The following is a 13203-nucleotide window of genomic DNA, read 5'->3' on the forward strand; positions in this document are numbered from 1 at the left end:
GCCGGGACCGCGGCCGGGGCGGGGGTGGCGGCCAGGACCGACCCGGCCAGGGCGCCGGCCGCGAACACCGCGGTCAGCGCCCGCCGTCGGCGGGTCGGCGAGGGGGCGGATCGGCCCTCGGCGGGCCTTCGGACAGATCTGAGCACGTTTTTCTCCTGTGCGGGTGGGACGGCGCGATGGGCGAAACCGTCAGCCGGCGTACTGGGCGAACACCTTCGTGAAGTCCCAGGGCTGCTGGGAGACGCCCGAGCAGGTGTCGGCGCCGCCGCCGGTGCACGGGCGGTCCCGGTTGACGGACCAGAAGGTGAGCCGGGCCAGATGGCGCTGCTGGGCGTAGGCCAGGATGGTGCGGAAGTCCGCGACGGTCACCGTCTCGTTGTCGTCGGTGATGCCGTTCATCGAGGAGATCCCGGTGTGCCGGTATGCCTGGTCGTCCGTGTATCCGTAGGCGTTCTTGACCGCGTTCTTCAGCCCTTCGGCCGCGCTGACGGTGAGGTTGCCCATGTTCTTGCCCGCCCCGCCGAAGTCGAACGGCATGATCGTCCAGCTGTCCACGGTCAGCCCGGAGGCCGATGCCTTGCGGATGAGGCCGTCGTCGGGTCCGCTCTGGCCGGTGCCGAAGGTGACGTACACCTTGATGCCCGGGTTGGCGGCCTTCACCGTCTTCAGCGCGTCGACCGTGCGCTGCTGCACCGTGGAACTGGCGTACGCGTCGGCCTCGATGTCGATGTCGATCGCCTTGAGACCGTAGGCGTTGATCACCTTCTGGTACGCGGCTGCCAGCTCGGCGGCACTGGAGCAGGAGCTCTCCAGCTTGTTGCCGCTCCAGCCGCCGAAGGACGGGATGACGTCGCCGCCCGCGGCCCGGACGGTGTTCACCGTCTGCTGGTCGACACCGCCGGTCAGCGGCCTGCCGCCGTCCCACTGCGGGTTGCAGTAGCCGTTGCTGAGGACGAAGGCGAGAGTGAACCACTTGACGCCGGTGGCGTTCATGACCGTGGTCGGGCTGGGCGGGCTGCCCCACCCGTTGTAGAGGTAAGGTGCGACCGCCATGGCCCCGGGCGAGCCCGGATCTCCTCCGCCGCCCTCGACGGCCGGCGCGGTCCACTTCTGGTTGGCGGCCCCGGTGCAGGTCCAGATCTGCAGCCGGGTGCCGTTGGCCGAGCTGTTCCCCGTGACATCGAGGCACTTGTCCGCCTGCGGGTTCACGATGTCGTGCGCGCCGCTCACGCTCCAGCGCTGCGCCGCCGAGCCGTTGCAGTCGTAGAGCTGAACCACGGAACCGTTCGCCGTACCGCCTGATGCCACGTCAAGACACTTGCCCAGCGCCTTGATCGTCCCGTCACTGCCCAGGCTCCACTGCTGGGCGGAGGAGCCGTTGCAGTCGTAGAGCTGGACGGGAGTGCCGTTGGCGTTGCTCGCCCCGGCCACGTCGATACACTTGCCGGCCAGGCCGGTGATCTGCCCGGTGGCCGTTGCGGCACCCAGTGCGGGCGAGCCGGTCAGTCCGGCGAGGAGGGCCCCTGCGGCCACGACTCCCAGGGCGTTCCGTACGGCGGGGGCACGCCCGCGCAACAAGTCTCGACGCATCAACTGTTCACCGTCCACTTCTGGTTGGTGGCCCCGGTGCAGGTCCAGATCTGCAGCCGGGTGCCGTTGGCCGAACTGTTTCCCGTGACATCGAGGCACTTGTTCGCCTGCGGGTTCACGATGTCGCGCGCGCCGCTCACGCTCCAGCGCTGCGCCGCCGAGCCGTTGCAGTCGTAGAGCTGAACCACGGTGCCGTCCGCCGTGCCACCTGACGCCACGTCAAGACACTTGCCCAAAGCCCTGATCGTTCCGTCGGCGCCGACAGTCCACCGCTGGGCGGCGGAGCCGTTGCACTCGTAGAGCTGGACGGGAGTGCCGTTGGCGTTGTTCGCCCCGGCCACGTCGGCACACTTGCCGGCCAGGCCGGTGATGGTCCCCGAACCGGCCGGGGGCTGGCTGTCGCTGGTGGTGACGCGTACGTGGTCGACGACGAGTTGCTGGGGGAAGGTGGTGTTGTTGTCGGGGTCGCCGGGCCAGTAGCCGCCGACGGCGAGGTTGAGGATGAGGAAGAAGGGTTTGTTGAAGGCCCAGGTGTTGCCGCCGGTGTCGGCGGGGGTGCGGTGCTGGTAGGTGTTGCCGTCGACGGACCAGGTGACGGAGTTGGGGGCCCAGTCGATGGCGAAGGTGTGGAAGGCGTCGGCGAAGGACTGGCCGCCGGGGAGCGTGTATCCGGCGCCGATGCCGGCGGAGCCTGAGTAGCCGGGGCCGTGCAGGGTGCCGTGGACGGTGGAGGGTTCGAAGCCGACGTTCTCCATGATGTCGATCTCGCCGGAGTTGGGCCAGCCGACCTGTCCGATGTCGTCGCCGAGCATCCAGAAGGCGGGCCACATGCCCTGGCCGCGCGGGATCTTCATCCGGGCCTCGACGTGGCCGTAGGTCTGGGTGAACCTGCCGGAGGTGTTCAGCCGGGCGGAGGTGTACTGGCAGGTGCCGTACCAGCACTGGTAGTTCTTCGGGTTCTCCTTGCGTGCGGTGATGACCAGATGGCCCTGGCCGTCCAGCGCGGCATTGCTGCTGCCCGCTGTGTAGTACTGCCGCTCATGGTTGTTGACGTTGTCACCGGTCTCGGTCTGCCACTTGCCGCCGTCCACGGCGGAACCGGCGGCGCCGTCGAAGTCGTCGGTGAACGTCGCGGCGGCGGGCGCCTGGGCCGTGGCGGATCCCTGCGCTGCGGGAGACGGCGCGGGGGCGCCGGTGGCGAAGCCGGAGGTGGCCGAGACGAGGGCGAGCACCGAAAGTGCCGAGACCAGGAGGCGCCTGGTCAGGTGGGGGGAACTCATGGGATTTCCTTTCCGTGCAGGACGGAAGGTGACTCGCCATGCATATGACAAGTGGGGGCATGGCGGCCACGTGGGAGAGTTGAGGCCTTAGTTCACTACGTGATTTAAGAAGTGAACCAAGACCGTGTCAAGGCTCCCTGCGGACCACAGTTCTTGCACGCACCGAAACCTGCGGCTCCTCGGTCCGTTCGTCAGCTCTCCGGCTCCGGCGCGAGCGGCCGGCCGCAGCGCAGGTTCCACCGCCCCGACCTGCCGCTGAGCTCCGTGACCGTCAGCGGGGCCACGTCCAGCCGCCAGAAGACCTGCGGCGGGAGGTCCAGTGCGTGGACGGCCGCGGCGCGGATCACGGCGGGCTCGGCCACCCCCAGCACCGGGCCGTCGTCACTCCCGCGCAAGGAGCCGAGCCATGCGCCCACTCGGGCGCACAGCTCCAGCAGCGACTCACCCCCGTGCGGAGCGGCGGACGGATCCGCCAGCCAGGCCGCCACCCGATCCGGCTCGTCCGCGCTCACCTCGCTGAGCCGTGCGCCGGACCAGCGGCCCATCTCCCAGTCCCGCAGGGCGTGTTCGGGATGGCACCGGAGTCCCAGCACGTCCGCGGTGGTGGCGCAGCGCAGGGACGGCCCCCGCAGGCGCCTGCCCGCGGCCGGCACCGCGTCCGCGGCTGCCCGGGCCTGCCGGAGCCCGGAGTCGTCAAGTGGTGCGTCGCCGGCGAACCGGGCCTCGCGCAGCGCGGCGTTCATCGCCGGTGAGATCAACATCACCCGTACCGTCATTACCGCTCTCAACTCCCTGAACTGTGGCCACTTGGTCAAGCACACCACGGCATCCGGGCCCCGGGGTGCCCTGGATGGCGCCATGGCGGCGCCCGCGCCCAGACGGTATGGTCGCGACGACATGACGAGGGTGTGACGGAAGTCCGGTGAGAATCCGGCACGGTCGCGCCACTGTGAACCCGTACCTGTGCGGTAAGTCAGACCCAGCACCTTCGTCTCAGGCACCACGATCGGGACGCGTGTTCCCACAGGAGGTTCTGCCATGGCACAGACTGCTGCCCCCGCCACCGGCGCACCCGCCATCACCCCCATCTCGCTCAAGGCCATTGCCCCTTGGGCGGTCTTCTTCGGCGTCGTCATGCTGATCCTGCTCTACTTCGTCGGCGCCGAGCAGGGCGCCACCTCCGTCATCTCGGGCGCGGGCGTGCACGAGTGGGTCCACGACGGCCGTCACCTGCTTGGTTTCCCCTGCCACTGACCCACCGGGCTGATCCAGGGGAATCCCTCATGAACTCCATATCTGTCAGAGCTCTACTGGTCCGCGGCATGCTGGCCGGCTTCGTCGCGGGCGCGCTCGCGCTGATCGTCGCCTACTGCCTCGGTGAGTCCCGCGTGGACGCGGCCATCGCCCTCGAAGAGGCGCACAGTCACGACCACGGCGGCGGCGAGGAACTCGTCAGCCGCACCGTGCAGTCCACCGCGGGCCTCGCCACCGGCGTACTCGTCTTCGGGGTGGCCATCGGCGGCATCGCCGCACTCGTCTTCTGCTACGCGCTCGGCCGGATGGGCCGGTTCGGCCCGCGGGCCACGGCGGCGCTGATCGCGGGAGCGGCCCTGCTGGCCGTGTACGTCGTGCCGTTCCTGAAGTACCCGGCGAATCCACCGGCGGTCGGCAACCCCGACACCATCGGCAAACGCACCGCGCTGTTCTTCCTGATGGTCGCTCTCAGCGTGCTGCTGGCCGTCGCCGCCGTCATCCTCGGCAAGCGGCTGGCTCCCCGCACGGGTGCCTGGAACGCGACGATCACCGCAGCGGCCGGCTATGTGCTGCTGATCGGCCTCGCGTACGCCTTCCTGCCCTCGTTCAACGAGGTCGGAAAGGACTTCCCGGCCACCCTGCTGTGGCAGTTCCGGCTGGCCACGCTCGCAGTCCAGTTCACGCTCTGGACCACCTTCGGCCTGGTCTTCGGCTACCTCACCGAACGGCTGCTGGTGCCGAGGTCCGGGGCGGTCACGGCCGGCAGCGGAACGGCGAAACGAGCCGCCACCGCCGCAGGCTGACCGACGCGGACACGCGGTCCGGGCCGGAGTACGGCTGAACCCGCAGGGTGCGATCCCGGCGGGTTCAGCCGTCTCCGGCCCCGCCTCACTCCTGCCGCACCGCGTCGTCCCAGTCCACCCGGTAGTGCTTCAGGAGCGAGTCCTGCCTCACCAGACGCATGCCCGCGGCCGTCATGACGCGCTGGGACGCGAGGTTGTCGAGGTCGGTGTCCCCGTGCACGCAGGCGACGCCCCGGGCGCGGGCGAACCGCAGCAGCGCGCGGAGCGCCTCGGAGGCGTACCCCATGCCCTGGACCGACGGCACGAGTCCATAACCGATCGTGACGTGCCCGTCCCCGTCGGGTGCTCCGTGGAACCCCATCCCGCCGATCACCGGCCCGTCCTCGCCGAGCTGTATCTCGTACGAGCCGAACGGGCTCGGATCCCCGGTGTCCGCACAGGTGTTGAGGAAGCGCGCGGCCGCCGCCCGATCGCCCGGGGAAGGGTACCCGGCTGCCCAGCGGACGCCGTCCGGCGGCCGGCCTCCCACCACGCCCTCGGCATCGGAGACGCTCATCGGACGGAGCAGGAGGCGTGGCGTGCCGAGAACAGTCATGACTCAGCTGACTATCACGCGCCAGGAACGGACCGCACCCGGATATCCTCCGGCCGCGGCCCGCCCGTACCCCATGGTTCACCGGTCTCCGGCGGTTCCCGGCACCTGCGGCTCCTCGCCACCGGTCGGGGTGAAGTCCCCGGACAGTGCGGCCGCCACCCGCAGGTGCGTGGCCGCCTCCGTCTGGCGCCCCTGCCGCTCCAGTGTGCGGCCGAGCATCAGCCGTGCGTAGTACTCGACGGGATCGAGCTCCAGCACCGCGCGCAGCTCCGTCTCGGCCCGGCCGAGCCGCGCCGAGTGGTAGTAGGCCCTGGCCAGCAGCAACCGCGGCGCGACCTGCCCGGGCGCCTCCTCGACGAGCCCGCCCAGAATCCGGGCGGCGACCATGTACTCCTTCGACCCGAAGAAGAACTGTGCGCGCTCCCACCGCTCGGCGGCCGTACCGAACTCGTAGTAGGTGTCGCTCATTCGTCCTCCTCGGTCGAGGCACGCCGCCGGGCCGGTCCCGTACGTGTCCAATCGCCACAACACCAAGACATGGTTTAACATTCCACTAAATTTTCGGCGTGGGCGACGCCCGCCCCGACCCGCACGGGAATAGGTTGAGCGCCATGAGCAATCTCGATCGCCAGGCCGCGCCCTCCGTCTGCGGAGGGCGCGGTTTCGTCGTCGCCGAACCGGTACGTGAACTCCTCACCCCGCGCCGGGTGAAGCTCGGGGAGTCCACCGAAGTGCGCAGACTGCTGCCCAATCTGGGCCGCCGCATGGTCGGTGCGTGGGCCTTCGTCGATCATTACGGTCCCGACGACATCACCGACGAGCCCGGCATGCAGGTGCCACCCCATCCCCACATGGGCCTGCAGACGGTCAGCTGGCTGCACGAGGGCGAGGTCCTGCACCGCGACAGCCTGGGCAGCCTGGCGACGATCCGCCCGCACGAACTCGGTCTGATGACCTCGGGCCGGGCGATCAGCCACTCCGAGGAGAGCCCCAGGTCGCACGCCGCGCTGCTGCACGGCGCTCAGCTCTGGGTTGCGCTCCCGGACGCCCACCGCGACGTCGAGCCGCACTTCCAGCACCACTCCGACCTGCCGACGGTCACCGCCCCGGGCCTCACCGCCACCGTGATCCTCGGCGACCTCGACGGCGCGACCTCGCCCGGCACCGCGTACACCCCGATCGTCGGCGCGGACCTGGCCCTGAGCCGGGGAGCCGAGGCGCGCCTCCCGCTCGACCCCGACTTCGAGTACGCGGTGCTGTCGATGTCCGGCGAGGCCGAGGTCGACGGCGTACCCGTCCTGCCGGGCTCGATGCTCTACCTCGGCTGCGGCCGCACGGAACTCCCGTTGCGCGCGGAATCCGACGCCGGCCTGATGCTCGTGGGCGGTGAGCCCTTCGAGGAGGAGATCGTCATGTGGTGGAACTTCATCGGGCGTTCCCACGAGGAAATCGAGGAGGCCCGGCAGGCGTGGGCGGAGGGCTCCCGCTTCGGTGAGGTTCACGGCTACGACGGCGACCGGCTGTCTGCTCCCGCACTGCCGCCGGTGGCGCTGAAACCGCGGGGACGGGTGCGCTGACCTGGAGTGATGTGTTCTCCGACGCTCCCTGTCGCGTGCGCTCGCGGCGTCCCCCCGCCAGCACGGCGGGGAGGCACAGTTGCGTCCCCCCGCCGTGCTGGCGGGGGGACGCAACTGTGCCTCCCGTAGGTCGGTTCCTAGGGCGGTCGGCACTTGCACGTGTTGGCACCTGTGACCAGGTCTGATCTGAGGTGACCGCCGCCGTGTTCACCCTGCTCAACGCCGCGCTGATGGCCGTGCGGATCCGGTGCGAGGACGGGGCGCTGGCACGTATGCCGGAAGCGGACGTGCGGGTGTGATCGACGTCCTGGTGGCGGGCGGCGGCCCGGCCGGTCTGGCCGCGGCGATCGCGGCGGCCCGCGCGGGGATGGACACCGTCGTGGTCGAACCCCGCACCACCCCCGTCGACAAGGCGTGCGGCGAGGGGATCATGCCGAGCGGGGTCGCGGCCCTGCGGGCGCTGGGAGTGCGGCCCTCCGGCCGCGAACTGCACGGAATCCGCTACCTCGAAGGCGGCCGCAGCGCCCAGGCGGCGTTCCGCGACGGCCACGGGCTCGGCGTACGGCGCACCGAACTGCACACCGCGCTGCACCGGCGGGCCGTGGAACTCGGCGTCCGGGTCGTGCCGGGCAAGGTGACCGGGATCCGCCAGCACCACGACAGCGTCGGGCGCGATGGGACTCACCGCCCGCTGGCTCATCGCCGCCGACGGCCTGCACTCCCCGCTCCGCCGTGAGCTGGGCCTCGACCGCCCCGCCGCGGCGCCGCGGCGCTACGGGCTGCGCCGCCACTACCGGATCGCCCCCTGGACGGACTTCGTCGAAGTCCACTGGTCCCGGCAGGGCGAGGCCTATGTGACACCCGTCGGGGAGCACCTCGTGGGCGTGGCCGTGCTCAGCCGCGACCGCCGCCCCTACGCGCAGCACCTGACCGCCTTTCCCGCGCTCGCCGCCGTACTCGACGGCCTGGACGCCACCCCCGTACGCGGCGCCGGACCCCTGCGGCAGGGAGCCCGGAGCCGGCGGGCCGGACGCGTCCTGCTGGTCGGCGACGCGGCGGGCTACATCGACGCGCTGACGGGCGAGGGCATCGCCCTGGCCATGGCGACGGCCACCGCGGCGATCAGCTGCCTGGCCGCCGGCCGCCCCCAGGACTACCCCCGGCACTGGGCCGGGCTGACGAGACGTCACCGGCTGCTCACCGAAGCCCTGCTGAGGGCGGCCCGGTACCCCTGCGGAGGCCGTCTGATCGTCACCGCGGCCCAGCGCGCACCGGCGCTGTTCGGGGCGGCGGTGCACGCTCTGCAATGAGCCCGCCACCGCGGCGGGCGGCGAGGGCCCGGTGGACGTACCGGGGATCACGGACCGGGTGGCCGCAGCCGCAACTGGAGCATGGCCTCGAACCGGGCCTCCGGGTCGCCGAGATCGATGCCCGCCACCACGGCCAGCCGCTTGAGCCGGTACCGGAAGGTATTGGGGTGGATATGGACGGTGGCCGCGGCGGCGATCACATCACCGAACGTGCTCAGCCAGGCGTCCAGTGTCTCGGTGAGGGCGGTGTGGTGCTGCGCGTCGTAGGCGCGCAGCCGGACCACCGGACCGTCGGGAAGATCGTCCTCGGCGGCGATCCGGTCCGTCAGCTCCGCCAGCAGCGAGGCGGCGTAGACGTCCGACAGCCGGGCCGCCCGGCGCGCCGAGCGCCCGGAGCAGAGCACCCGCAGCGCCCGGTCCGCGTCCGCGCGGGAACGCCGCAGCTCGGCCGGGCGCGCGGCGAGCCTGCCGACGCCTATGACGGCCGGGACGCGACCGCCGATGCGGCCCAGGAACGCCTCGGCCACCCGCAGCGCCTGCTCGTCCGAACTCGTCGGCAGAACCGCGTAACTGACACCACCGAGCGAGGCCGCCGCCGTACGGGGGTGGATCGCCGACAGATGCAGGGCGAGGGCCTCCGCGACGCGCTCGCCCGCCGCCGCCCGGTCGGGCGCGGACGCCTCTCCGGTGACCGCCAGGGCCAGGACGCAGGCGGGCTGCACCGAAAGACCCAGCCGGATGGCGGCCTGGGGCGCGTGCGGGCCGCCCTCCAGCACCGTGGCGAGCAGATCCGCGCGCAGCCGGCGCTCGACGTCCTCGCCCGTCCGCTGCCGCAGCAGATGCAGGGCCGCCACCTTCGCGGCCTCGTGCAGGGACTGCGTACGGTCCTCGCTCAGCGGGCCGTCGACGACGACCCAGATCGAACCGAGGATCTCACCGCCCGCCCGGACGGCGATCGCGACCCGGGGCTTGGCGGAGATGCCCTCCACGAAGACCGGACCCTCGTTGCGGTACAGGGCGTGGAAGGCGCCGCGCTCCTCCAGCGCCCGCAGCTTCTCCGCGGGCACCTGGCGGTCCAGGACGGTCGCGATCCTGGCCTCGTCGCCCTCGTCCTGCCGACTGGAGAAGGCCAGCACCCGCCCGTTGCGGTCCTCCACGGTGACCGGGCCGTCCAGGAGCCCGGCCGTCGCGTTGGCCAGGGCGAACAGATCCCCGGCCAGCGGCTCACCGCCGTCGGCCTCGTCGGGACCGCCCACCGTGCCCAGTTCGTCGACGGCGAGCAGCGACCGCAGCAGCGCCGCCACCTGCGCCCAGGACGCGCCCGGGGTCAGGCCCAGCACGGTGAGGCCGGTGCGCGCGGCCGCCTCGGACACCGGCCCCTCCACCGGGACCGGCGACCGGACCACCACGGCCGCCGCGCCGAGACCGGCGGCACGGTCGACGAGGGCGGCGACCTGCTCGGCGCCGTACACCCCGACGCCGAGCACCACCGCACCCGGCAGCCGGGCCGGCTCGTCCAACGGGTCCTGGATCAGCACCCCGGTCACGGCACGGGCCGGATCCGCCTCCCCGGCCACCACCTCGATCAGCGTCGATCCCAGATCCGTGAGTATCCGGCCGAGCACGGCCCGCGGCTGCTCCGTCATCGTCACAAACTAAGGGATCGGAGTTCGTCCACGGCCAGTCGCGCCACCTGCCCGATCACCCGGTCCGCCCGGGGATTGCGCAGGTCGGGGGTGTCGGACCGGGTGAAGACGGCCACCGCCCAGCGCCCGCCGCCCGGATGTTCGATCACCCCGGCCTCATTGCGCCAGCCCGGCAGCGTCCCGGTCTTCGCGGCCAGGCGGTAGCTGTCGTCGAACCCGGAGCCGAGCCGGTGCGGCCAGATCTGCTGGGCCATCACGGCCCGTACCTCGGCGCAGGCGACCGCGGAACCCGCCTCGTCACGCCAGATACGGGCGAGCAGTTCGGCGGTCTCCCGGGCCGTGGAACGGGTGGTGAGCTCCGGCACGCACACCGAGAGCTCCATGATCCGCTCCGGCCCCAGCGCCGCCAGCTTCGCGTGCGCCTCGGCCTCGGTGGACGCACCGAGGTCCGCGAGGAGTGAGCTGATCAGTTCGAGACAGCCGCCGACCAGATGGGTGCGCTCCAGGCCGAGTTCACGGAGCAGGCCATTGACCGTGTCGAGACCGACCCGGGCCAGCACCACGTCGGTGGCGGCGTTGTCGCTCATCGTCAGCATCAGGTGGACGAGGTCGCGCAGGCTTATCTCGATCGGGTCGGCGCAGCCGGACGTGCCGATTCCGCCGTCCCGGTACCGTGCGTCCACCGCGAGGCGCTCGGTCCGCTCCAGCCGCCCGGCGGCGGCCTCACGGGCGTAGGCGAGGGCGACCGGGATCTTGAACACCGAGGCGAGAACAACCGGTTCGTCCGCCGAGACGCCGATCGTGCGGTCCCCGTCGATCTCGCGGGCGAGGAAGAATCCCTCGACCCCGGCTTCGTCGAACGCCGCCCGGATCCTCTCCTCGGCGGTGGCGGTCGGTATCCCTGCCGTACCCGGCCGGATCGTGGTCATCGGCTGATCCATTCCGTCGATTCGGTGACCTCGGCCAGTCGGCCGGGGATGGGGGAGAGCCCGAGCCCCGGTCCCCGGGGCACAGCGAGGTGGCCGTCATCGAGGACGAACGGCTCGGTAATGTCGGTGCGGTAGTACCGGTCGGAGGCCGAGGTGTCGCCGGGCAGGGTGAACCCGGGCAGCGCGGCGAGGGCGACGTTGGCGGCCCTGCCCAGCCCGGTCTCCAGCATGCCGCCGCACCAGACCGGGACGCCGTGCGCGGCGCACACGTCGTGGATCCGCCGCGCCTCCAGATAGCCGCCCACCCGGCCCGGTTTGATGTTGACGACCGAACAGGCACCCATCGCGATCGCGTCCGCCGCCGACCGGGCGGAGACGATGGACTCGTCCAGACAGATCGGGGTCCGCACCCGCCGCGCCAGTGCGGCGTGGCCCCGGATGTCCTCCTCGTCCAGCGGCTGTTCGATCAGCAGCAGACCGTACGGGTCCAGCCGGGCCAGCTGCCCGGCGTCCGCGAGGGTGTAGGCGGTGTTGGCGTCCACCTGGAGCGCCACGTCGTCGCCGAAGCGCTCGCGGACGGCCCGCACGGGTGCCACGTCCCAGCCGGGCTGGATCTTCAGCTTGATCCGCCGGTATCCCTCGGCCAGATAGCCGTCGACCGCGTCGAGCAGGGCGGGGACGGAGTCCATGATGCCGACCGACACTCCGGCCGGCACCCGCTCGGCCGTCGCCCCCAGCCACTGGCCCATCGACAGCTCGTGGGCGCGCAGCCAGGCGTCGAGCACGGCCGTCTCCAGTGCCGCCTTGGCCATCCGGTGGCCCTTGAAAGCGGCCAGCGCCGGGGCGACCGCCCATGGATCGAGGGCGGGCAGTGCGCCGAGCGCGGGCACCAGATGGCTGCGCAGGACGTCCACCGCCGCCGCCGTGTACTCCGAGGAGTACAGCGGGTCGGCCATGGTGACGCACTCCCCGTACCCCTCGTGATGCTCGGTCTCGACCCTGACCAGCAGGATCTCCCGGGAGGTCAGGGTGGCGAACGAGGTCCGGAACGGTGCCACCAGGGGCATCGCGATCCGGCGCAGTTCCACACCGACGAGCTTCATGCCGTTCTCTCCTGACGCTTGTCGATCACATACCAGCCGTCCCGGGTGAATCCGGTGACGGCGTGTCCCTGCTCCATCAGCCCACCGAGGACCTCGCGCAGCGCGTACCGCCACTCGCGGGCCAGGGGCGGGTCGGTGCGGCGCAGCGTCTCGATCTCCGCCGGGATCCGCACCAGTACGGTGTCGCCGTCCAGGCGCCCGACGGCGGGACGGCCGTCGGGCTTGGCGTCCAGCCCGACCACGGTGCGGGCGCCCGGGGTGTCGTACGTGACGACGAGGGGGCTGCCCGCAGCGGCCCCGACGGCGGATCCGCCGGTCAGCTCCCAGCGGACCAGCAGCCGGTCCGTTTCGGTACCGGCGTTCACCGCGTCGTGCATCGTGCCGTAGAAGTCGGCCAGATACTCGCTCGGCACCGCCCCCAGCTTCGCCAGGTTGAAGTAGGCGTTGCGGCTGACCAGCGGGTCGAACGTCCAGGTCACCGTCGTGATGTCACGGGCCAGTGCCCAGGCCCGCTGGTGCAGTTTGACGGCGAACCCGACATTGCGGCCCCGGGCGCTGCCGTCCACCCCGGCGATGTGCGAGTGCAGCCCGGCGGTGGCCAGGAACCCCAGGCAGACCCCGGTCAGCTCGCCGTCCCGGTGGACTCCCACCACATAGCTGCCGGAGTGGGCGAAGACGCGCAGCAGTTCCGGGGTGATCAGCGGGTTGCCGGGCTGGGGCCGCCAGATCCGGTCCAGCAGCCCGCAGGCCGCCAGGATCTCGTCCGGATCGTGCAGCTCCGCGACGCTCACCCCCGCATCGTGCGCCGCTCGTTCTGCGGCGGCCGCCGCGGCCACGACGTGCGTACTGTTCACGCTTCCACCCGGTCCGTCCCGGCCACCGGCTCACGTACGAGCGAGGTCACCAGCGATCCCACCAGCGCCGCGCGACGGGGCAGTTCGGCGACGGTCACATGCTCGTCGTCGGCGTGTGCCCCACCGCCCACCGCCCCCAGTCCGTCCAGCGTGGGCGTACCCACTCCGGCCGTCAGATTGCCGTCGGAGCCGCCGCCGACCGCCACACCGCGCAGCGCCCCGAAGCCCAGGTCGGCGTAGAGGCTCCGGGCACGGGCGAACA

12 protein-coding genes, 2 pseudogenes and 1 riboswitch are annotated in these 13203 nt (G+C 71.7%); of the genes and pseudogenes, 4 read left to right on the top strand and 10 right to left on the bottom strand.

Features of this window, described 5'->3' with window-relative positions; translation table 11 throughout:
• Nucleotides 1–189: 189 nt before the first annotated feature.
• From J1C73_RS00210 to J1C73_RS00220, 3 genes are all read right to left on the bottom strand, one after another.
• Nucleotides 190–1590 carry a chitinase gene (locus J1C73_RS00210; RefSeq protein ID WP_207314515.1) on the bottom strand — a complete coding sequence of 467 codons (1401 nt, stop codon included), beginning with the start codon at nt 1588–1590 and terminating at the stop codon, nt 190–192.
• Nucleotides 1590–2870, bottom strand: coding sequence for a glycoside hydrolase family 16 protein (locus J1C73_RS00215; protein WP_207314516.1), 1281 nt, complete (start codon nt 2868–2870; stop codon nt 1590–1592). Before J1C73_RS00215 ends, J1C73_RS00210 begins: the two co-directional genes overlap by 1 nt.
• Nucleotides 2871–3061: 191 nt before the next feature.
• Nucleotides 3062–3646, bottom strand: a complete 585-nt coding sequence (locus J1C73_RS00220; protein ID WP_207314517.1) for a histidine phosphatase family protein — start codon at nt 3644–3646, stop codon at nt 3062–3064.
• A 123-nt stretch (nt 3647–3769) separates the two neighbouring features.
• Nucleotides 3770–3863, top strand: a riboswitch (adenosylcobalamin (AdoCbl) riboswitch).
• A gap of 45 nt (nt 3864–3908) precedes the next feature.
• Here J1C73_RS00220 and J1C73_RS00225 point away from each other — a divergent pair.
• Together J1C73_RS00225 and J1C73_RS00230 are read left to right on the top strand one after the other, a co-directional pair.
• Nucleotides 3909–4124 carry a CbtB domain-containing protein gene (locus tag J1C73_RS00225; RefSeq protein ID WP_123464982.1) on the top strand — a complete coding sequence of 72 codons (216 nt, stop codon included), beginning with the start codon at nt 3909–3911 and terminating at the stop codon, nt 4122–4124.
• Nucleotides 4125–4153: 29 nt separating this feature from the next.
• Nucleotides 4154–4927: a CbtA family protein gene (locus J1C73_RS00230; RefSeq protein ID WP_207314518.1), complete on the top strand. Its 774-nt coding sequence runs from the start codon at nt 4154–4156 to the stop codon at nt 4925–4927.
• Between the two features lie 85 nt (nt 4928–5012).
• On the opposite strand, the gene J1C73_RS00235 is transcribed toward J1C73_RS00230, so the two are convergent.
• Together J1C73_RS00235 and J1C73_RS00240 are read right to left on the bottom strand one after the other, a co-directional pair.
• On the bottom strand, nt 5013–5522 hold the full coding sequence (locus tag J1C73_RS00235) for a GNAT family N-acetyltransferase (protein WP_207314519.1): 510 nt from the start codon (nt 5520–5522) through the stop codon (nt 5013–5015).
• 78 nt (nt 5523–5600) lie between these two features.
• Complete coding sequence (locus J1C73_RS00240; RefSeq protein ID WP_207314520.1) at nt 5601–5990, bottom strand: tetratricopeptide repeat protein; 390 nt, start codon at nt 5988–5990, stop codon at nt 5601–5603.
• A gap of 143 nt (nt 5991–6133) precedes the next feature.
• Here J1C73_RS00240 and J1C73_RS00245 point away from each other — a divergent pair, with 143 nt between their 5' ends.
• Both J1C73_RS00245 and J1C73_RS00250 read left to right on the top strand, forming a co-directional pair.
• The gene (locus tag J1C73_RS00245; protein WP_207314521.1) at nt 6134–7099 is read left to right on the top strand and encodes a pirin family protein; all 966 of its coding nucleotides are present in this window, start codon (nt 6134–6136) and stop codon (nt 7097–7099) included.
• Between the two features lie 295 nt (nt 7100–7394).
• A pseudogene (locus tag J1C73_RS00250) lies at nt 7395–8409 on the top strand (NAD(P)/FAD-dependent oxidoreductase).
• A gap of 47 nt (nt 8410–8456) precedes the next feature.
• Here the strand turns inward: J1C73_RS00250 and J1C73_RS00255 are convergent.
• The 5 genes and pseudogenes from J1C73_RS00255 to J1C73_RS00275 all read right to left on the bottom strand — a co-directional run.
• The gene (locus J1C73_RS00255; protein ID WP_123465891.1) at nt 8457–10055 is read right to left on the bottom strand and encodes a PucR family transcriptional regulator; all 1599 of its coding nucleotides are present in this window, start codon (nt 10053–10055) and stop codon (nt 8457–8459) included.
• Between the two features lie 2 nt (nt 10056–10057).
• On the bottom strand, nt 10058–10984 hold the full coding sequence (locus J1C73_RS00260) for a serine hydrolase (RefSeq protein WP_207314522.1): 927 nt from the start codon (nt 10982–10984) through the stop codon (nt 10058–10060).
• Nucleotides 10981–12087 (bottom strand): o-succinylbenzoate synthase, encoded by a 1107-nt coding sequence (gene menC / locus J1C73_RS00265; protein ID WP_207314523.1) that lies wholly within the window; start codon nt 12085–12087, stop codon nt 10981–10983. The genes J1C73_RS00260 and menC overlap by 4 nt, the downstream gene beginning before the upstream one ends.
• A complete protein-coding gene (locus J1C73_RS00270; RefSeq protein ID WP_123465885.1) occupies nt 12084–12941 on the bottom strand; it encodes a GNAT family N-acetyltransferase in 858 nt (285 codons plus the stop codon). Before J1C73_RS00270 ends, menC begins: the two co-directional genes overlap by 4 nt.
• Nucleotides 12938–13203: pseudogene (locus tag J1C73_RS00275) on the bottom strand (hypothetical protein); the annotation flags it as partial. The gene J1C73_RS00270 and the pseudogene J1C73_RS00275, both read right to left, overlap by 4 nt.

Origin of the sequence: Streptomyces laculatispora (genome assembly GCF_017353455.1) — a bacterium.
In the GTDB taxonomy this organism is placed as follows: domain Bacteria; phylum Actinomycetota; class Actinomycetes; order Streptomycetales; family Streptomycetaceae; genus Streptomyces; species Streptomyces laculatispora.